This is a genomic window from Mesorhizobium sp. LNHC221B00 (genome assembly GCF_000502935.1).
In the GTDB taxonomy this organism is placed as follows: domain Bacteria; phylum Pseudomonadota; class Alphaproteobacteria; order Rhizobiales; family Rhizobiaceae; genus Mesorhizobium; species Mesorhizobium opportunistum.
The window spans coordinates 1-20,831 of sequence record NZ_AYWR01000041.1 but is presented as its reverse complement, the minus strand read 5'-3'; the positions used below and the strand labels follow the sequence as shown (position 1 = coordinate 20,831).

General features: G+C 63.1%; 12 protein-coding genes and 4 pseudogenes. 12 read left to right on the top strand and 4 right to left on the bottom strand.

Translation table 11 applies throughout. From position 1 onward, the window contains the following. The first annotated feature begins 30 nt into the window (after nt 1–30). A complete protein-coding gene (repC, locus tag X741_RS137640) occupies nt 31–1,236 on the top strand; it encodes a plasmid replication protein RepC (protein ID WP_023780761.1) in 1,206 nt (401 codons plus the stop codon). A 558-nt stretch (nt 1,237–1,794) separates the two neighbouring features. On the opposite strand, the pseudogene X741_RS0136185 reads toward repC, so the two are convergent. Next, a pseudogene (locus X741_RS0136185) lies at nt 1,795–2,544 on the bottom strand (prolipoprotein diacylglyceryl transferase); the annotation flags it as partial. Between the two features lie 360 nt (nt 2,545–2,904). On the opposite strand from X741_RS0136185, the pseudogene X741_RS1000000169305 reads away from it, so the two are divergent. Beyond that, nucleotides 2,905–3,138, top strand: a pseudogene (locus X741_RS1000000169305) (hypothetical protein); the annotation flags it as partial. A 145-nt stretch (nt 3,139–3,283) separates the two neighbouring features. Here X741_RS1000000169305 and X741_RS137645 read toward each other — a convergent pair. After that, nucleotides 3,284–4,495, bottom strand: coding sequence for a DUF1173 domain-containing protein (locus X741_RS137645; RefSeq protein ID WP_031250703.1), 1,212 nt, complete (start codon nt 4,493–4,495; stop codon nt 3,284–3,286). Between the two features lie 309 nt (nt 4,496–4,804). Between X741_RS137645 and X741_RS137650 the strand changes: the two genes are divergently transcribed. Further along, entirely contained in the window at nt 4,805–6,001 is a 1,197-nt protein-coding gene (locus X741_RS137650) for a hypothetical protein (protein ID WP_031250701.1), read from the top strand. 229 nt (nt 6,002–6,230) lie between these two features. On the opposite strand, the gene X741_RS137655 is transcribed toward X741_RS137650, so the two are convergent. Further along, nucleotides 6,231–7,529, bottom strand: a complete 1,299-nt coding sequence (locus X741_RS137655; RefSeq protein WP_023780757.1) for a DUF2130 domain-containing protein — start codon at nt 7,527–7,529, stop codon at nt 6,231–6,233. 468 nt (nt 7,530–7,997) lie between these two features. Between X741_RS137655 and X741_RS137660 the strand changes: the two genes are divergently transcribed. From X741_RS137660 to X741_RS01265, 3 genes and pseudogenes are all read left to right on the top strand, one after another. Beyond that, entirely contained in the window at nt 7,998–10,151 is a 2,154-nt protein-coding gene (locus X741_RS137660; protein ID WP_031250700.1) for a ParB N-terminal domain-containing protein, read from the top strand. Between the two features lie 597 nt (nt 10,152–10,748). After that, nucleotides 10,749–11,165, top strand: coding sequence for a hypothetical protein (locus X741_RS137665; RefSeq protein WP_023780755.1), 417 nt, complete (start codon nt 10,749–10,751; stop codon nt 11,163–11,165). An 86-nt stretch (nt 11,166–11,251) separates the two neighbouring features. Further along, nucleotides 11,252–11,853, top strand: a pseudogene (locus X741_RS01265) (DUF1419 domain-containing protein). Between the two features lie 70 nt (nt 11,854–11,923). Here X741_RS01265 and X741_RS01000000167290 read toward each other — a convergent pair. Continuing rightward, on the bottom strand, nt 11,924–12,367 hold the full coding sequence (locus tag X741_RS01000000167290) for a hypothetical protein (protein WP_245272807.1): 444 nt from the start codon (nt 12,365–12,367) through the stop codon (nt 11,924–11,926). A gap of 428 nt (nt 12,368–12,795) precedes the next feature. Between X741_RS01000000167290 and X741_RS01000000167285 the strand changes: the two are divergent. The 6 genes and pseudogenes from X741_RS01000000167285 to X741_RS137685 all read left to right on the top strand — a co-directional run. Continuing rightward, nucleotides 12,796–17,321: pseudogene (locus tag X741_RS01000000167285) on the top strand (strawberry notch family protein). 12 nt (nt 17,322–17,333) lie between these two features. Then, nucleotides 17,334–18,383 carry a toprim domain-containing protein gene (locus X741_RS137670; RefSeq protein WP_023780748.1) on the top strand — a complete coding sequence of 350 codons (1,050 nt, stop codon included), beginning with the start codon at nt 17,334–17,336 and terminating at the stop codon, nt 18,381–18,383. 177 nt (nt 18,384–18,560) lie between these two features. Then, complete coding sequence (locus X741_RS137675; protein ID WP_023780747.1) at nt 18,561–19,502, top strand: DUF2493 domain-containing protein; 942 nt, start codon at nt 18,561–18,563, stop codon at nt 19,500–19,502. A 222-nt stretch (nt 19,503–19,724) separates the two neighbouring features. Then, the gene (locus tag X741_RS0136165) at nt 19,725–19,949 is read left to right on the top strand and encodes a hypothetical protein (protein ID WP_156937969.1); all 225 of its coding nucleotides are present in this window, start codon (nt 19,725–19,727) and stop codon (nt 19,947–19,949) included. Between the two features lie 95 nt (nt 19,950–20,044). Next, nucleotides 20,045–20,332, top strand: coding sequence for a DUF1778 domain-containing protein (locus X741_RS137680; RefSeq protein WP_023780746.1), 288 nt, complete (start codon nt 20,045–20,047; stop codon nt 20,330–20,332). After that, nucleotides 20,333–20,831, top strand: a 499-nt coding sequence (locus tag X741_RS137685) for a GNAT family N-acetyltransferase (RefSeq protein WP_023780745.1), incomplete at its 3' end; no start/stop codon positions are given.

The following is a 20,831-nucleotide window of genomic DNA, read 5'->3' as shown; positions in this document are numbered from 1 at the left end:
TTTCTTTTGCCTAATCGAGGGTGAAAGAAAATGGAGACGGGTATTGCAACGACGCCCTTTGGGCGGCGGCCGATGTCGCTTGCCATGTTGGCAGCGCAAAACGAGTCACGCGAGATCCCCAAGGGCAGGGTTGTCGATAAATGGCAAATCTACCGCAACCTCTGCGAAGGCAAGAGCATCGTCGGCGTCGGCGACCGTGCTCTGACTGTGCTGAATGCGCTGCTATCTTTCTATCCTGACAGTGAGTTGAGTGAGGAGAACGGACTGATCGTCTTTCCCTCGAACACTCAGTTGTCGCTCAGGGCGCACGGAATGCCTGATGCCACAGTCAGGCGGCACGTGGCGGCTCTTGTCGATTGCGGGCTGATCATCCGTCGGGATAGCCCGAACGGCAAGCGTTACGCCCGCAAGGGCAGGGGAGGGGAGATCGAGGAAGCCTTTGGCTTCTCCCTGGCCCCGCTGCTGGTCCGTGCTTACGAGTTCGAGGCGGCCGCCGAACGCGTTCGCGCCGACAACAGGGCGCTCAGGCTTATGCGCGAGCGGATCACCTTGCACCGCCGTGACATCCACAAGCTGGTCGAGGCGGCCCTTGACGAAGATGTCTCGGGCGACTGGGGAGGCCTGTGGAAGCGTTTCCGCGGGATTGTGGAGGCAATTCCGCGCCGAGCCTGCATTGCCGAGCTCGAACGGATCGTAGCCGATCTGGCCGCTTTGCATGACGATGTGGATAAGCTGCTGGAAATTCATATGAAATCCACGAATCCGGGCGGCAATGACTCTCAAAACGAGCGGCAGCAATCTGATTCAAATACCGACTCTATTTTTGAATTTGAACCTGCTTTAGAGAAAAGCGGGGCGACGGCCGAGCCCAGCACCAGGACCGCAGAGGCGCCGAAAACGTATCCGCTTGGGCTTGTGCTGAAAGCCTGCCCGGAAATTTCGGACTACGCCGTCGACGGGATCGCCAATTGGCGCGATCTCATGATTACCGCCGCCCAGGTGCGGGGGTACCTTGGTGTCTCGCCATCTGCATACGAAGAGGCCTGCCATGCCATGGGGCAGGAAGCCGCCGCGATCGTAATTGCCTGCATCCTTCAACGCGCCCAGCATATCAATTCCGCCGGCGGATACCTGCGCGTGCTGACCGATAAGGCCAGGGAAGGGGCGTTTTCGGTCGGGCCGATGCTAATGGCGGCCCTTAAGGCTAACGGCGCCACAGCGAGGATGACGGGATGAAGATCGCCGATCCCGCAGCTTATCGCTTTGCGCCCGGCTCAAAGCGATAAGCGAGTCGGTTTCGCTGGCTGGCAAGCGTCTGAGAGGCTTTCTGCACAGACCGACTGACCAACAAGGCACAAGGGCAGGGCAGATTCCGTGGGCCTGTTCCCAGTCGTACAATGATCTGCGGCACCCGTTTCAGCATGGTCGCGAGTGCTTCGGCCTGTTACACGACGGCCTCAGCCTTCCAGGTGTTGGCAAACTGCCTGTCACGGCCTTGTTTTCACGGGCCTGTCGATACTTATGGAAAGCCCGTCCGTATATTCCCGAAGAAAGGAATCCTGCCGATGACCACTACCGTCACCGCCGCCGCATACCGATCAGGTCGACGATACGGGTCTTCAGCCGCGTCATGTCGCCTGCGGCTCTGCTTGCGTCACCGGCTTGGCGGTTGCCATCGCCCAGATGCCGGCCAGCACCATCGGCGTCGACAGGATCATGCCCATGGTCAGCCAGTTGGTGCCGAGGAGATAGCCGAGCTGCTGGTCTGGTTCGCGGAAGAACTCGACAAAGANCCCAGATGCCGGCCAGCACCATCGGCGTCGACAGGATCATGCCCATGGTCAGCCAGTTGGTGCCGAGGAGATAGCCGAGCTGCTGGTCGGGTTCACGGAAGAACTCGACGAAGATGCGCGACAGGCCATAGCCGCAGATTAAGGCACCGCCGACGAAGCGCGGCGTCTTCAGCTTGAGGCGCGAATGGGTGAGGATGCGCAGCACGAGGAACAGCACGACGCCTTCGAGCAGGGCCTCGTAGAGCTGGCTGGGATNATCGAACAGCGACCAGGTGCGGATGCCGCGCTTGATGGAAAACAACGTCATGGCGAGGATGACGCCGAGCAGGCCACCATGGAACGACATGCCGCCTTGCCAGACGGCGAAGATGTCGAGGGGATGCGCAATGTAGCGCGCCAGATCGTAGAACAGGACGTAGCCGGTGCGGCCGCCGAGCACGACGCCGATGGCCGCCCATATGATGAAATCGTCGAGGTCCTCCGGCTTCATCGGCAGGATGCCGTCGGGCCACAGCTTCGGGTTGGCGGCGAGCCGCTTNTCGTCGAGGTCCTCCGGCTTCATCGGCAGGATGCCGTCGGGCCACAGCTTCGGGTTGGCGGCGAGCCGCTTGGCATACCACCAGGCGAACAGGATGCCGACGATATAGCCGACGCCGTACCAGTGCACCGCCAGCGGCCCGATCTGAATGAGGATCGGGTTGATGTTGGGGAAAGGCAGCGAGGCCAGCGGCAGCAGGAAATATTCGTTCAACGGGGAGCTCTCGGTTGCGAACGCGTTTGGGCGCGGACCATGCGGCAGGGTTTTGACAGGGTCAAGGCAACCCTATCCCCCACGCCTGCATTTGGCGCCGTCTATTCACGCGAGCAGGCTGCAGAGCCAAATTGATGCGGCATCGTTGACGATCCCAAAGAACTGCCACGCGAGGCGTCTACGCTACCGGCGATGGGGCTGAACTATAATTGAATCAGCAATACGATTGGGGCAGGCCCGGGTTGCCGCCGCGGTCGTTCGAATGATCTGGCGGACAAACCTAGCCAAATCCCACGCCACCAGACATTAATCAGACAGCGTTCATGACCACCGCTTGGGTGCTGGCGATTAGCGGTCGGGATGCAGCCGAATCGTTCGGCTGGGAAATACGTGCGCGAGGCTGTCGCCGCTGGGTTCAGAGGGGGAGCGATGACCGGCTCGAGTAGATTTGAAAGGCCAGTCGTTGTTCAGGTCAGCCGCCACAGCTCGGAGCGTGTTGTGTTCGATATCAATGACGCGTCCAATATCTTGCTGCGACATCTCGATCGTCAGACTGAGAAGCGCAAGACAGCGATGGACGCCTGTCTGCGCGTATTGCGCGGAGAGGCTCATCCAACAGCTGCTCGGCGTGCTTTCGTCGCTGCCGCGCTCGAAGATTCTGCGCGGCGATTGAGAGCTATGACGGCGCTCACGAAATTCGTCCATCTCGGGATCGCCGTCAGAGAACCACACGTTATGTCTAGGGCCCACCGTCTTGCCGACCAGGCAAAGTCGGCATCTCACTATCGGCCGTACGCCAGATCCAGGAATCGAACTCCGGTCGCGATGCGATCAGTTCGCCCAGCGTTTCCTGGTACGCACCATCGGAGGAGGGCGGTACGACATACAGGCCAACCGGCCGCGGCTGTATCTGCAATATCGCCGTCGCGGTTGGCTTGTCCGCCGGCAGGTTAAAGCGTAGTCCTTTCACGCTTCGCTCCCTTGTCCTGGCGAGGGCGTCGACCAGCTTCTTTTCATAGGCGGACTCGTACGGCACCCAATTCTCCGCCACGACCATGACGGCCATTTCCTCGATCACCGCCAGTCCCGCCGGGGTTAACCCGAAGGTGGCAATCGCGATCAAATGCGATCCCTCATCCGCGCCCCAGAGTGCCATCTCGGTTTCAAAACGGGATTGAAGCCGACGATGAAGGCTCTCGTCCAACAAGAACACGAACCCCGGCATGTGCTTGACGATCAACTTGTGGCCGCTCCGAGCCGGGCTGAACTCCTTGACCTCGCCGACCAGGATCATCAGCTTTCTGGCACCCCTCTTCGGGGGCAGCGCGGGTGCAAGCGCCTGCCCGCGCCTTTGCTCGATCGCGATCTTGTCGGCGGACCGGAACGGCTCGGGGACGAACAGGATTTCGCTCAGTGCTCCGCCCTTGACCGTCATCTGGCCAGCGGCCTCGACGAGGTGCCAACGGATATTCCACCAATGCCGTTTGCCAGCCCATCGCGACGTCCAGACCGTCAGCTCCGCTTCGTGCCAGAGATAATGGAGCAGGCCTCGCAGGGAGAGTTTCTTGATGTCCCTGACCACGCTGTCCGAACCTGCGGCGCCAACTGCCGGCACAGATCGCGTGCCGACCTTTGACAAGCGAAAGTCCAGCTTCAGCGCGGCCATGCCACTCTCGGAATCGACCTGGATAGCGCTGCCCATCAGCACGCCAAGGCCGGACAGTTCGTCGGGAGGCTCGTAAGAGGAACAGGAAGGATCATGGCTGCCACCCGACAGTGGCATCCGCTTGACCATGTATTGGTCGCCAACCTGCGCAATATACATAGCCGGGGAGGGCTCTTTGCACAAGCAAAGCGGTCGCAGCTTACTACGATATGCATCCGCAAGCGCAGCCTGTAGATCAGGCGCTGCCTCCTCGATCACCTGGTCAGCAAGTCTGAAACGTCGCATTGCCTCCGTTGCTCCGGACGCCGCCGCACCCCCACGCCCATTGAGTCATGGTTTTGCCATCGAAGCAACGGGGCTTGTTCGTCAGGGGCATGATGACCCGCCTCTCTCGCCGGAACGGGGCTGGCCGCTTCGCTGAACATCCGGCCTGCGGCTGGTCTTCACCTTGGGCGCGCGTTTGGGCGCTGCCACACCGGCGGGCACTTCGATAGGCGACGGTGCGGCCAGCAGAGGAAGAGGGCAGGCGGGGCTTTCGGTGGGCGGACGAAGGTCCGGGAGAGAGGCTCCTGGCGTCCGCCGCGGAGCAAACCCATGACACAGATGGAAATTCAGGCCCCGGCGCGTAACGCGCGTGCAGGCTACAAGGTGGACGTGAGCCGAGGCCAGCGCGTCGGCCGCGTTTCGTCGGAGTGGTTCAACCGACCGGCCGACGAGCGCTACCTGTCGCTCATCGACCTGCGGAACTCGGTGAGGGCACGGTCGCAGCGCAGCCGTACGCGCGTTGTCGAAAGCGAACGCATCCGCGTCGAAGCCAGCCGCGACGACGCCGAACGTCTCATGCTCATGCTGCCAGATGCCGAGGCACCGGTTGCGCCCACCCATTGGAGCTTTGGCCAGCTTGCCAGCCTTGTCGGCGCACCGGCTGCTTATCTGCGCCAACTCCCGGCCCCGCTTGCCGCCATCAATCTCCAGTACGGGCTGGCCTCGCAACGGACAGAGCAGGTAAAAACGCTTGAAATCCAGAACGGTCGCCTCGAGCTGCGGGCGGTGACCGGTCCTGACTATGGCCGAATTTTCGACTACGAGCTGGTCGAGGCGGTGCAGAAGATTGCCGGCAATGGCACCGGCGATACGCGATGGAAAGTGCCGGGCGTACTCGATTGGTCGACGGGAATCTACAACCCCAATGTCGACATCTCGAAGAACACGACGACGCTTTATGCCTCCGACCGCGACGTCTTTGTCTTCCTGGTTGACGACCTCAATCCGATCGAGGCCGGAAAGCTACCGAACGGCGATCCGGATCTCTTCTTCCGCGGCTTCTACTGCTGGAATTCTGAAGTGGGCGCCAGGACACTGGGAATCGCGAGCTTCTATCTTCGTGCGGTCTGCCAGAACCGCAATCTCTGGGGTGTGGAAAATTTTGAGGAGATCACCATCCGGCATTCCAAATATGCGGCTTCCCGCTTTGCCGCGGAGGCGGAGCCGGCGCTGATCCAGTTCGCCGAATCCTCGCCCATGCCGTTCGTCAACGGCATCAAGGCCGCGCGGGAACGGATCGTCGCCCGCAACGATGAAGACCGCGAGAGCTTCCTGCGCAAGCGGGCCTTCTCGAAGGTTGAAACCACGAAGATCATCGATGCTGTGTTGGCCGAGGAAGGCAGGCCGCCGGCGTCGATCTTCGATTTTGTGCAGGGCATTACAAGGGTCGCGCGTGACAAACCGCACCAGGATGTCCGCTTGGATATGGAGGGCAAGGCCAAGAAGCTCTTCGATTTGGCTGCCTGAAGCATCCCAATCCGGCCTCGCTGCGGCGATCTCCGGTTATTCCTCCGGCGTCGTCCTCGAGCACAAGGGCGGCGTCGTCGCACGTGGTCAGAAAAAGGGAAGGCGGCCGTAGGCCCGTCCCCGGTGTCAACTGTTACACCAGAGAGACGACGGATGTGCTCTCCTTCGCTAGTCCTTATTCGGCATTCCGGTCCGAAAAACTGTTCCGGGAACGTGCCGATCGGTTCACTTATTCGGTATCGGGTGGTTGACACACTCCGATTGCTGGCACATCCAGCCCCTCAATTTCCTGCATCACTTTTCCGGCGATGCCCTGCAGGTCACCGTACATGCCGACGGTCGACTCGATTACCCCTTGGATCTGCGCCTCGCGCTTGGCCCACAGACGTGTTGTGGCCTTGCGTTCCTTGGCGAGGTCCTCCTGCATATCCGAGAATTTTTCCACAATCGCCTCGACGCGATGTCGGAACCGCGGACCGGTCAGATAGCCATAGACCTGGTCCATTTTGGTGGCCTGGCCGTCCTGGGCGAGGCGCGAGTTGGTCAGCTCGATCAGGGATTGCCGGAGCAAAATGGCGATCGGGATCGCACATTTGGGGTGGGCGACATAGACTCCGTCCAAAAGATCGAAAGTTTCCACTCCGGGAGGCAACGCTTCCGAGACCATCAACGCAATATCCGCTCTCGCGGCTCGTTGATCGCCTCTGAGCTTACCCAGCCAGTGCTGGCTCCAGTTCTTCGTGCGTTTCGATTCCCACAAAATGGCGCCGCACGGCTGGCCGGCCGGTCCGACCACGCGGTGCAAGACGTCTCCGCCGAACTCGCCTTTGGCGACCGGTTCGATGATGTCCATCGGGAAACGGCTGGCAATGAGGGATTCCAGCTCGAGCTCGAGGACCTCGCCCTGCAACTGCTGGGAGCCCTGTTCGGCACGACGCTTCAGCCCCTCGATCTGACGCTGCATGCCGGCAATCTGTTCCTCTTTCTCCGCAACCTTCATTTTGAGGCCATCTTCGGCTTCGGACCTCGCCTTGATGCGAACGGCGTCCAGCCCTTCCTGGATCTTTCGTTCGATGGTGAGCGCCATCTCGCGCTTCTCATCATCGAGCGCACGTTGCTGTTTCAGGAATTCCGCCTGTTGCTGCTGAGCCTCGGCGAGTTTCTCGTCCCGCGCCTTGAGTGTCGCCTCTATCTCGGCAAGCTTCTTGTCCCGGTCTTCGAGATCGACCAAGAGCAGCAGCCTGGCCTTGCGAGCCTCCTCGGCCGCGATAGCCGCGCGCTCAAGCTTGATTTTTGCGGCCACCTGGCTGTCGATGTCGGCCTGAGCGGCATCGACTGCGGCTTGCTGGCGTTGAAGCTCTTCCTCTCGGGTCGCAATGGAGGCGTTGCTCTGCGCCAAACGCCGCTCATAGTCCTCGCGGGTGGCGGCAATCAGGGGAGCCGCAAGCGACTCGTTCAGCTTGATGTCGGACTTGCAGCTTGGGCAGCTGATTGTCGGTTCATTGAGAATCCTGGGCTGGACTGTCATTCGCGGTGACTCGCTGAGGAAGGAGGTGGCAGATTATATCTTAGGAACTGCTTCTGGAAAAGAACAAAGAGTGAACTTTGGGAGTTATCCCCCGCGCAAGGGCCTGCGAAACGTTCGCTGCATTTGCAGATTGCTGGAAAGCAAAGCACGCAGGCTGTGGCCAGGAACTCAGGTGTATTCGAAGCCAGCCATCACACCTTGATCACCCCGTCAGCCTCGGCCGGCAGACGCTGATCCACCAGCTCATGGATTTAGCCGACAGGCTGAAGGCACTCGGCCAGGCTCCAAAGTACCGAAATCTGCAAGCCGAAATCATAGATCCGCTGCGCTGTCCCCAGCGCTGCTCACATGCTTGGCGCGGGCGTCTGCGCAGCGCCAGCGTCAGAGGCAAAGGGGGGAGGGGAGGTTTCTGACGGGCTTGGAGGTCCGGGGAGAGGCCCCGGGCCGCCCGTCATGGAGAACCCGACCATGGCAAAGGCCATTCAGAAGATCGCTATGAACCCATCGGAAAACATTCCTTACGACAAGCTGGTGTTGTCGCAGAAGAATGTTCGGAGGGTAAAGGACGGCGTTTCGATCGAGCAGCTCGCCGAAGATATCGGACGGCGCATGCTGCTCCAAAGCCTGAACGTCCGTCCCGTGCTCGACGAAGGTGGCGAGGAGACCGGCACGTTCGAAGTGCCCGCCGGTGGCCGCCGCTATCTCGCGCTCGGCATGCTTATCAAACAGAAGCGGCTGGCAAAGAACGAGCCGATCCCGTGCATAGTCAATCGCAGTACGGCGACATCGGCGGAAGAGGACTCTCTGGCCGAGAACTTCCACCGCGAGGATCTTCATCCTCTCGACCAGTTCCGGGCGTTCAAAATACTGAGCGACCAGGGACTCGATCATGAAGAAATCGCCGCGCGCTTCTTTGTTTCGTCAGCGACGGTGAAGCAGCGCCTGCGGCTCGCCTCGGTCTCGCCCAGGCTGCTCGATCTCTATGAGAAGGATGAAATCCGGCTCGAGCAGATCATGGCGTTCTCGATTTCGGACGACCATGCCCGCCAGGAGCAGGTCTGGGAGCGCATCAATAACAACCAGCATATGCAGGAGCCCTATTACATCAGGCGTCTCCTGACGGAGACGACGGTGCGTGCCGACGATCGCCGGGCGGTCTATGTCGGCGCCGAGGCCTATGAGGCCGCCGGCGGGGTCATACTGCGCGATCTGTTTGAGCAGGATTCCGGTGGCTGGTTCCAGGATGCTGCTCTCCTTGAGCAGTTGGTCTTCGACAGACTGAAGATAGATGCCGAGACCGTTCGCGCCGACGGCTGGAAGTGGGTCGAGGCGGCGATCAGCTTCCCCTACGGCCACACCTCCGGCATGCGGCGCGTTTATGCCGAGCCGGCGGAGTTGAGCACCGAGGAGATCGCCCGCTATGACGCGGTGAAGGCCGAGTATGATGCGCTCGATGCCAAATACGCCGAGATGGAGGACGCCGACCAGGAGATCGAGGACAAGCTCGATCAGCTCGGCGCCGAACTCGACGCGTTCAGCGATCGCCCCCAGGTCTATGACCCGGCGCAAAAGGCTATCGCCGGAGCGTTTGTCGCGCTCGGCGCCAACGGCCAACTGCAGGTTGAAGCCGGCTTTGTCCGTCCCGAGGACGAACCACGGGTCGAGACGGGCGATGACGATGAAGGAGCCAAGGGCGGGGATCGCGACCCGTCGCAGTCCGACGATGACAGCGCCAATCACGTCGTCGTCAACGGCCGGTCCGTGAACGGCGCATCCGACACGGCCGAAGAGCCCGAGGATGAAGGGATCAAGCCGCTGCCCGATCGCCTCGTCTTCGATCTCACCGCACAGAAGACGCTTGCGCTGCGCAACGCTTTGGCAAGCGACCCCGACATCGCCTTCGTCGCGGTGCTCCATGCGCTAGTGCTGCAGGTGTTCTATCGGTTCGCCAAGGACAGCTGCCTCGAGATCAACATAGTGAGCGACAGTTTTGGCCAGGTCCAGGGTCTGGCCGACACGCCTTGGGCGAGGGAGATCGCCGATCGGCACGAGGCCTGGGACAGGGATATGCCCGACAGCACCAATCTCTGGGAGTTCCTGCTTGGTCTCGACGAAGCGAGCCGCAAGGCGCTGTTCGCGCACTGCGCATCGCTCTCGCTCAACGCCGTCGTCGAGCTCTGGAACAGGCGGTCAGGTGCCCTTGCCCATGCCGATGCACTCGCCGCCACGCTTCAGTTCGACATGGTGGAGGCTGGCTGGTCGCCCACGGTGGACAACTATCTCGGCCGCGTCACCAAGGCCCGGATCGTTCAAGCCGTGCGGGAGGGACGCGGCGAGGATTCCGCACAGCTGATCGATCACATGAAGAAGGACTTGATGGCACGCGAGGCTGCTCGGCTTCTCGAAGGATCGAGCTGGCTGCCCGAACCGCTGCGCCTTGATGGCGAGAAGGCGGTTGCCAATGCCGGCGAGACCGTCACCGATGATGTGACGGATCAGACGGCTCTCGATGGCGATGCCGCCGAGCTGCCGGCCTTCCTCGCCGACGATACCGGCACGCCCTCCCATGAACCGGTGACCGACGCCGGCGAGGAACCCGACCACCTCCAGGCCGCCGAGTAATCGGCCTCGCGCTCACCGCCGGGCCCGGCGTCTCCGCCGGGCCCCTTTTTCGTTTTCTCACACGGAGACATACGCATGTCCGCACATACAATTTACGATTGCCTCTCTGGGAAGCGTTATCCGCTACTCGGACGGTGCCCCGAAACCGCCGGCCCGATTCACCGCCTGGGAGAGCCGCAACGGCACCGGCCGACTGGTCAAGCAGGAGCCACCACGAACGCGCGCGACCTATAGCTCGCCAGCCTGTTTCACCCTGCATGAGGGCGATTTCGGCCAAGGGGGCACCATCGTTGTCTCTGTCCGACGTACCTGGTCCGTCGAGAGCGATCTGCGTTTCGAGATCGTCGAGCGTCCGTCGATCGGCACGGTCCGCGTCCTGCAGGACATCGGCGAAAGCCCGGAACTCCTGCATCTCGCCAGGGATCGCGAGGCCGCCGAACGCTGGCTCGCCAACAATCCGTGCAGCCGGGCCTATCTCGAGGAGGTCTCCGCCGATGAGGTCGGCGCCGACGTCATCGAAGGCCGCGCGGCTGCCTGACTTCCTCATCGCAAACCAACCCACGACAGGCCCGGCGGTCGCGAAAGCGATCGCCGGGCATGTTCCGTTTCATGGAGATCGACATGTTCGACTGGAACACAAGTTGCTCCTACAACGAGCAGCAGAAGAGACGTTTTCACACGACCGCCCGTTCGCGGTTGAAGAAACTTGCCGCCGATTTAGCCCTGACGCCGGGCAGCTTCGAAATCCGCTCGAACAGGGCGGGCATCGCCGTATCCGGTGAAATCACCCTGCATCATGACCGCGCCTATATCCAGGTCGGCCAGTTCGGCCTGTCGTGGGGGCACGGTATTCTGATCCGCACCTGCAAGGGCCGCAAGGACTATACCGGCGGGGCCAAACACTTCGTCGCGCTCGGCATGCTCGACGACATACCGGCGCTCGCCGCGGCGGTCCGCGCCATTACGGGCGTCGGACGCGATGCCGCGCCTTCCGCGGCTCGCCGCGCCGCCTGAACCAGCCCACCGATCCCGTCACCCGCCGACAGTCACCCGCTGCAGCGCTGCTGTGGCGGGCGACCGGCTATTTCCGGAGAGCAGCCATGTCCACCCATCCCCCGTTCCGAAAGGTGTTCGACGGCGTCGCAACGCGCGAGCAGATGTTCCGGCTCTTCAACCGGCACAAAGACACTCCGGGTATAGATCCAATTTCGGCACGCCCTACGCCGGCGAGTATTTCGAGGTTGCCGCCGAGCAATACCACTTCATGCTCGCGCTCCTGCCGCCGCTGTTCCAGCGAACCGGCATGTTTGGCATGTCTGAATACAAGGCTGGCTACGTGACCAGCGTCTTTTTCGCCATCAGGATCCGTGGCCGCGAACGATGGTTCCACGGCTTCTGCGACCTCTCCGACAAACGCAGTCCGGACGCCATGCGTGCGGCGATCATCGCCCACGAGACGGGCGCCGTCGACAGCATGACGCGCGAGGAAAAGCTGGAGGCGATCTGGTCCGCCACCCATTCCGACTTCAAGGGCGTCGCCGGTGAGGCAAACTCGGACGCCTGGCCGGTGGAGCATCACGGCAAGCGAACCATCCTGATCAATGCTGGCGCGCAGGGGAGAGTCCTCAAGCTGCTGGAAGATCTCTCCGACGAAGAGATCGGCAAGCTTCTGCCCGTGCCCCGATCGCCGGGTAAATCATAGGAGGGAAAATACAAGGAAGGACCCACGGCGCGGCACTAGCGCGTAAGAGGCTCTGCTTGAGACTCTGGCGCTAAGCACCCCGATCTCGCATCGGTCGCGCAAGAAAATCCGTCTTGGTAAAATCTAGCCGCGCAGCAGGTAACCCGCGTTTCGCAAGGCGCCGATAAAAAGGCTGACGTGGCCTGTGATGTCGATTGTGGCCTGCATCGACAATGGCAATCTTGTCCAATTTTCCAGCGGAGCGATGAAGCTTGAGAGCCCGCCATTGATCATGCAAAGGGCGGATTCCAGAACCCTGCTTGTCCAACGCCAGTATACCCATTTGATCGCTTGAATATTGAATGGCCGCTACGCGCTGGACCTCCGCGTCACCCTCGATTCTGACGTCGAAAAGCAGGATGCCGCGGCTCCTGGCGGCTATTTCGGCCGCTTTCTCACCGAAGCTTAAGTGAAGGGGGTGGACGCTTTCGAGCGCCATCCTGAAAACCAGCGCATCCAACTCATCCGTCGCCATGAGAGAAACTGCTTGCAACACAGCGGCAATTGCAATCGACGCCCCACCTTGTGCACAGCTGTCTGCTCACAGCGACCTGATTGTCGTGGCTTTGGTCGACGAACTGGCCGCCCATGCGGGCGATATGCATTGGCATGCTCGGTTCCTTGCACAGATAGAGCGGCCGCTCCCCCGCGTTTCATACGCCGCGCTCAGCACCGTCTGTAGGTTAGCATCATTCTCGTGAACTTCACCTACGGTCCTGAACTTCAGCATCACTTCCATCGCGCCGGGTCGCGGCACCTTCCGCCGGTCACTGCGTCAAGGCTTTCCTGACAGCGAACCCGCTTGGCCGCAGGGGAGGGAGAGATGGGCCGGGAGAGTGCGACCTTGCCGGGGCGCAGAGAGCGTTCCGGCAGGGCTGTCACTCTCGCTCGAAGGACATCTCCATGAACATTGTCACGACCACAGCGGCCGTTTCCCGGACGGCCGCTCCCCTTGCCGCGCCGGCATCCGCCGGCATCAAAACCGCCAACGCGATTCACGGGGCGGCAGTGTCGCTCTTGCCCTTTCTGGAACAGGGAAAGACCATCACCACCGCCGCACTGCGCACGGCCATGACCGACGGTTTCGGCGGCACCGACGCACAAGGCTTCTGGGTTTGGAAGGACGCCTATGAGGCGCTCGAATCTGCCCAGGTACTATTCATCCGCAGATTCGGACCGGCGATCTTGTCCCGGTCGGCCTCGCCGGAGGCGACACTGGCGATGATGAGGCGGATCGCCGATCTCGTTCCCACCCACACACGGCGCTCCGATGAGAGCCAGGCCATGCAGCAGCTGTCGACGCCGCTGCCGCTCGCCTTCGTCACCGCTCAAGCGGCCGCGATCTCCTCTTCGGATGTCGTTCTCGAGCCTTCGGCCGGCACCGGCCTGCTCGCAGTCCATGCCGAGATTGCCCGAGCCTCGCTCGCCCTCAACGAGCTTGCCATGACCCGCGCGGATCTGCTCGGCCTGCTATTCCCGCGCGCTCCCGTTTCCCGGCACGACGCAGCCCATATCGACGATCATCTCGATACCACCATCGGGCCTTCCGTCGTGCTGATGAATCCACCCTTCACGGTCGGCGCCTATGTCGACGGCCATGTCTCCGATGCGGCATGGCGGCACCTGTCCTCCGCATTCGCCCGGCTGAGCGCCGGCGGTCGAATTGTCGCCATCACCGGCACCGGGCTTTCCCCTGAAAACCCCAAATGGCGAGCCGCCTTTGAACGGTTGCAGCGGCAGGGCACCATCGTCTTCACCGCGGCGATCGACGGCCGTGTCTATGCCCGCCATGGCACGACGGCCGAAACCCGCCTGACGATCATCGATAAGGTACCCGCAGCAGACCAGTCCCGCTTCGCGGCCTCGCCGGGCAAGGCTGCTGACGTCGAGACGCTGCTCGCCTGGATCTCCGACCTGCCGCCCCGTACACCGGGCGGCTTTCCGGACTCGATCGGCGCCCTGTCGAGTAGCATCCTGCGCAATGCCGCCATGCAGATGGCTACGCGATCCGCGCCGGGAGCGGCACCTACGGCAACTGCTGCCAAAACAATCTGGCCTGTCCGTCAAGTTGCCCGGGCAAAGCCCAGCGGACCAGTCGTGCCAGACGCCACGCCTACGGTTCCGGTTGCCTATGAACTGCGCGACTGGATGCCCGAGGAGGGCGGCCGGCTCACCGACGCGATCTACGAGCCCTACGCACTCCAATCGATCCACATCGCGCGCGCCAAGCCACATCCGACGCCGCTGGTGCAGTCCGCAGCCATGGCTGCGGTCGCGCCGCCAAAACCGTCCTATCGGCCTCTCCTGCCCGATGCGATCGTCGACGAGGGTTTGCTGTCCGACGCCCAGATCGAAAGTGTGATCTATGCTGGTGAGGCACATTCCGGCCATCTCGCCGGTACGTGGACGGTCGACGAAACCTGCGATGTCGTCTCGGCCTCCCCCGAAGGCGCCGAGAATGCGTTCCGCTTCCGCCGTGGATGGTTCCTGGGTGACGGGACCGGTTGCGGCAAGGGCCGGCAGGTCGCCGGCATCATCCTGGACAACTGGCTGCAGGGCCGTCGGCGCGCGATCTGGATCTCCAAATCGGACAAGCTGCTCGAAGATGCTCAGCGGGACTGGGCAGCACTCGGCCAGGAACGTCTTCTCGTCCAGCCGCTCTCGCGCTATAGGCAGGGCACGCCGATCCGCCTTGGCGAAGGCATCCTCTTCACCACCTATGCCACCCTCCGCTCGCAGGAACGCGATGGCAAGAAATCGCGCATCGCCCAGATCCTCGACTGGGTCGGCAAGGACTTTAGTGGGGTCATCGTCTTCGACTAAGCGCACGCAATGGCCAATGCGGCCGGGGGGAAAAGCGAGCGTGGCGATATTGCGCCCTCACAGCAGGGTAGGGCGGGGCTGCGGCTCCAGCATGCACTGCCCGACGCTCGCGTCGTCTACGTCTCGGCAACGGGTGCGACGGCAGTCGAGAACCTCGCCTATGCGCAGCGCCTCGGCATCTGGGGCAGCGAGGATTTTCCCTTCGCAAACCGTGCCGAGTTCGTAGCCGCCATCGAGGACGGCGGTGTCGCGGCCATGGAAGTGCTCGCTCGCGATCTCAAGTCGCTCGGCCTCTATGTGTCACGTTCGCTCTCTTATGACGGCGTCGAATATGAGCTCCTCGAGCACGCACTGACCGAGGAGCAGATCCGCATCTACAACGCCTATGCGGATGGCTTCCAGGTCATCCACAACAACCTGACCGCCGCGCTCGAGGCTGCCAACATCACCAGCGGTCCCGCCACGCTCAACCGCAACGCCAAGGCGGCTGCGCGGTCGGCCTTTGAGAGCACCAAGCAGCGCTTCTTTTCGCACCTCATCACATCGATGATGACGCCCACCCTGATCGGCGCGATCGAGCAGGATCGCATCGATGGTCATGCGGCAGTGGTGCAGATCGTCTCGACCGGCGAGGCGCTGATGGAACGTCGGCTCGCGGAAATCCCCACCGAGGAATGGTCCGATCTGCATGTCGACGTGACGCCGAGGGAATACGTTCTGGGATACCTCAGCCATTCCTTCCCGACGCAATTGTTCGAGGAGTATTCCGACGCCGAGGGCAACGTCTATTCGCGTCCCATCCATGACGCGGACGGCAATCCGGTCCAGTGCCGGGAAGCGGTGCGCCGTCGCGAGGAGATGATCGAGAAGCTTGCATCGCTCCCGCCGGTCGGCAGCGCCCTCGACCAGATCCTCCACCATTTCGGCACCGACATCGTTGCCGAAGTGACGGGCCGCTCGCGCCGTATCGTCAGGAAGACCGGCCGCGACGGCATCGACCGGCTCGCCGTCGAGAACCGTCCGGGCTCGGCCAATCTCGCCGAGACCCAGACTTTCATGGATGACGACAAGCGCGTGCTGATCTTCTCAGACGCGGGCGGAACCGGACGTTCCTATCACGCGGATCTCGGCGCGAAGAACCAGAGACTGCGCAAGCACTATCTGCTCGAGGCCGGCTGGCGCGCCGACAATGCCATCCAGGGGCTCGGCCGAACGCATCGCACAAATCAAAAACAACCGCCCTTATTCCGGCCGATGGCCGCCAATGTGAAAGCGGGAAAACGCTTTCTGTCGACCATCGCCCGGCGGCTCGACACGCTGGGCGCGATCACGCGCGGCCAGCGCCAGACTGGCGGGGCAGGACTGTTCCGGTCTGAGGACAACCTCGAAAGCTCCTATGCCCCCGCCGCCCNGGCCAGCGCCAGACTGGCGGGGCAGGACTGTTCCGGTCTGAGGACAACCTCGAAAGCTCCTATGCCCGCGCCGCCCTGCGGCAATTCTACATGCTCCTCCACCAGGGCAAGATAGACGGCTGCTCTCTTACCACCTTCGAGACGGTCACCGGCCTGTCGCTGACCAGCGACGAGGGCGGTTTGCGCGACGAGCTCCCGCCGATCACGACCTGGCTCAACCGGCTGCTGGCGCTGCGCATCGAAACCCAGAATCTGCTGTTCGAGGTCTTCGAGCGGCTGATGACGGCGAAGATCGAAGGAGCCATTGCCGCCGGAAATTACGACAACGGGCTGGAGACCATCACGGCGGAAAGCATCGTCGTCACAAATCGCCAGACGGTCTACACACATCCGGTCTCGGGCGCGCAGTCGCATGTGCTGACTGTCGCGCGCAAGGACCGCATCCGGCCGCTCGGTCTGGTCGATGCGCTGGCCATCGCCCGCTCCGAACCGCAGTCGGTCCTGCTGGTCAACTCGCGGTCGAGCCGCGCGGCGATCCAGCTCCCGACCGCGAGCCTGATGCTCGACGACGGCACCGTCGAGCACCGCGTGCGCCTGCTGCGGCCGACCGATGAATTGCGCTTCGGCCTCGATGCCCTTGCCGAGACCCATTGGCAGCCGGCGGACCGGAAGCAGTTCTGCGAACTATGGCACGCCGAAGTGGCAGCGGTCCCGGAATTTACCACCAGCACCTTCCACATCGTCACCGGCCTGCTGCTGCCGATCTGGCGGCGTCTGCCAGACGATGACTGCAGAGTTTACCGCATCCAGACCGATGCCGGCGAACGCATCATCGGTCGTCACATCGCGGCGACGCTGGTCGCGACCATGTTGCGCAATCTCGGTATCGACAATGTGCCGACACTCGCTCCGCACGAGGCATGGACTAGCCTGATCGAGGGCCGGATCGGGTTGCAGCTTGCCGATGGCCTGATTCTTCGCCGCAGCCGCGTCATGAACGACTATCGCGTGGAGCTGATCGGCTTCACCGATGCGATGGTCCCGAGGCTGAAGGCTCTTGGACTGATCTCCGAAATCATCTCCTGGAAGCTCAGGCTGTTCATCCCGACGGGCGGGCAGGGCTCCGCCATTCTCGCCTCTCTTGTCGATCGCCACACGCTGGTCGGCATCACCGACCGCACGGCCACAGCGTGAACGGAGGCGATCATGACCGGCTCGGCCTCCGAGCTGGCGCGCCGTCTCGGCGACCATGCAGAGGCGGTGTGCCGCGCATATCTCTCCAACGGCCATCGTTCCGGCAATCACTGGATCGTCGGTGATGTCCGCAACACGCGCGGCCGCTCGATGCATGTGCGGCTGAAGGCCAATGCCAAAGGCCCTGCTGGTAAGTGGGTGGACGAGGCGACCACCGAGTTTGGCGATCTGCTCGATGTCATCCGCGAAAGCTGCGGCCTCATCGAGTTTCGCGATGTCGCGGACGAAGCGCGGCGTTTCCTCGCCATGCCACGGCCAGAGCCCCAGTCCCGACCATTCGGTGCCCAGCGCCAGCCTGCGGTGGCACGCGGCTCCCCCGAATCGGCGCGCCGCCTGTTCGCCATGTCGCAGCCGATCGTCGGCACGCTGGCCGAACGCTATCTGGCCGGCCGCGGCATCGTCTTGTCCGCCCGTGAGCGCGCTCTCCGCTTCCACCCCGGCTGCTACTACCGTGATCTGGTGACGGGCAAGACGCAGACCCTGCCCGCATTGATCGCCGCCGTCACCAGTCTGGACGGACGCATCACCGGTCTCCAGCGTACCTGGCTCGCTCCGGACGGCAATGGCAAAGCGCAACTCGACGATCCCCGCCGCTCTCTCGGTCACTTGCTGGGCAACGGCATCTGGCTCGGCCTTGAACCCGGTGCTCCTGTCCCGGTCATGGCCGCCGGCGAAGGTTTTGAGACGATGGCCTCGCTGCGGACGGTGATGCCGGCGCTGCCGGTGGCCGCCGCCACTTCGGCCAATCACCTCGCCGGCCTGATTTTCCCGCCTGGCTGCCGTCGCCTCTACATCGCGGCCGATGCGGACGCCGCCGGCCGGCACGGCATCGAACGTCTCAGCCAGCGCGCGGGCGAGGCCGGGATTCTCGCTCTGACGTTGCAGCCGCAGCTCGGCGACTTCAATGACGATCTGCGCCATCTCGGGCCGGCCCATCTCGCGGCATGGCTCAGCGATCAGCTCCTTCCGGAGGATGTCCCTCTCTTCCTGCCGTCAGGATGAACGGCCAGAGCGGCAGGCGGGCCGGCGCGGCGTCGCCGGATAGCTTGCAGGCATGGCGGCGGTCCGCCGGAGAGGCCGCGCCCGCGGCCTGCCTGAGAGGCGACCCCTGCCACCCCCCGGTCGTNGGTTTCGCTGTCAGGCCGCGATGGCGCGGCCCACAACCGACGGAGATCCGCCATGACCTACGAGCTTCCTTTCGACGACGGCTACGAGCCCTACCACGCCTCTTCGCCGACCGACCGCGTCATCCTCGAACTGCAGATGTACGGCCACCGCCCGCATCAGGATGAACCTGATCCTCGGCCACTTCCCGACGACGAGGTGATCCGGGCCGGCCTCGCCGGAATCGTCGAGACCTTCGCCGGCATGCTCGGCGACACCAGGCTCGAACCCGATCTCGACGACCTGCTCTGGTCCTTCGCAAACGTCTTCCACCGTGCCGCCGAGCGCGTCGCCCGCAGCCTCGATCGCAATGAGGAGGCCCAGCGTTCAAGCCAGCAGGAGCAAGACGGTTCCGAGGTGAAGTCGGTCGAGCTGGAACGGCTCACTGCCGAGGGCATCACCTATATCGAGCGCCGCAACGTGCTGGAAATCATGCGCGATGAAGCCGCCGACCTGTACGAGGCACAAACCGGATCGGCATGGCGGCCGCGCACCGGCTCCAAGGTCAGCCACCAGGCGATGACGGCGGCGGTGATCGACAGCCGCGACTTCCTTGCCGCCCGCCGCCACGCCGAAACCGAGGTGCTCGTTCCCGCCGGCACCAAGATCGCCTTCGCCGGCGGTCTCGACTGCAACGATCACGACCGAATCTGGGACGCGCTCGACAAGGCCCGCGAGAAGCATCCTGACATGGTCCTGATCCACGGTGGCAGCCCACGCGGAGCCGAACGCATCGCCGCCTGCTGGGCCGAGAATCGCAAGGTCACGCAGATCGCCTTCAAGCCGGACTGGAACCGGCACGCCAAGGCCGCTCCCTTCCGCCGCAACGACCAGCTTCTCTCGGTGGTGCCCTACGGCCTGATCGTCTTTCCCGGCTCCGGCATCACCGACAACCTTGCCGACAAGGCCCGTCGGCTTGGCATCCCCGTCTGGCGGTTCGCGGAGGGCGGCGCGTAAAGCGCCGCTTTCCTCGGATCCGCACTACCGAACCCGACCGGGCCCGGTCGGGTTCGCGCGAAGCGCACCAAAGCCCGCGCGAAGCACGGCACCCTCCGCTTCCAAAGATCGTCTCGACGCGGTGGAGCGTTCCGCCAGGCAGGGAGTGTCTCAGTTTGAAATTCCTACCCAGCGCGCCTGTTAGCAGGAAACGGGTGGCGATGGCGGTTGACCGAGGGGAAAATGGATGACGTTAACAAGAGAGGTCGCACCATGTTTTCCCTGCTACGCGCGCTTCATGTCCATGCCGCAAAACGCGGCGATGGGCTATTGCCGAAGCTGTTAACTATGTCGCCGCGGCCGTATGAAACGCCCATGAATGAGAATTCAGCCGCCGCCGTGGAAGTGACGAAAAGCGAGAGCAGGCCGCCCGTCCGCGAGAACCTCAGAAGACCCAACATCATCTGACTTTTTAGGCCGCAATTTAGACACTGCCGCCACGCAACGTGTATTGCGTTTCGCGTTACAATGGCGTATGTACGTCCGCAGCACAGGAGCGCGCCATGGCCACCACAGCCACGAAGAAGGAAACACCCATCTCGATGCGATTTCGCGACGATGATCTCACCATCATCGACCGCGGAGCGGAGCTGCTCGGCCTGTCGCGCACGGAGTTCATGCGACGCGCCGCACTCCACGAGGCGCAGGCGGCCATCCTCAACGAAACCGTCATCCGCGTGTCCCCGCAAGCCTATGACGCCTTCATGCAGGCGATCTCAGCCCCCGCCGCCGCCGCGCCCCCGCCGAAGGCGGCCGAGCGACTCCGTCGGTCCCCGCCCTGGGACCGTTAGGTGGCGCTTTCAGGCATCAAACTCCTCGACGACGCGCACCGCCTCGAAAGCTTCGACTGCGGCAAGCCGGCGCTTAACGCTTGGCTGGCCGGCTTCGCGCGAACGAACCAGGCCCGCGGGTTTACCCGCGTTCTGGTCGTTCACGACGAGGGAACAGTCGTCGGCTATTACGGCCTTGCGCCGGGCGTGATCCAGCCAAACAGCGCACCGCGCGCCATCCGCACCGGCCGCCCGCCCGCCCCGATCCCCTGCCTGCTGATCGGACAACTCGCCGTCGACCATCGCTATGCCGGACAAGGCATCGGCAGCGGCCTGGTCAAGGACGCGCTTCGTCGCTGTGTCGCCGGCGCCGACATCGTTGCCGGCCGCGCGGTGGTGGTGCGGGCGATCGACGCCGAGGCCGAGCGCTATTGGCAGAGCTGGGGTTTTGTCCCGTCGCGAGACAACCCGTCTATCCTGATGCGCTCGATCCAGGACGTGAGCCTCTGGCTAGCCGAAG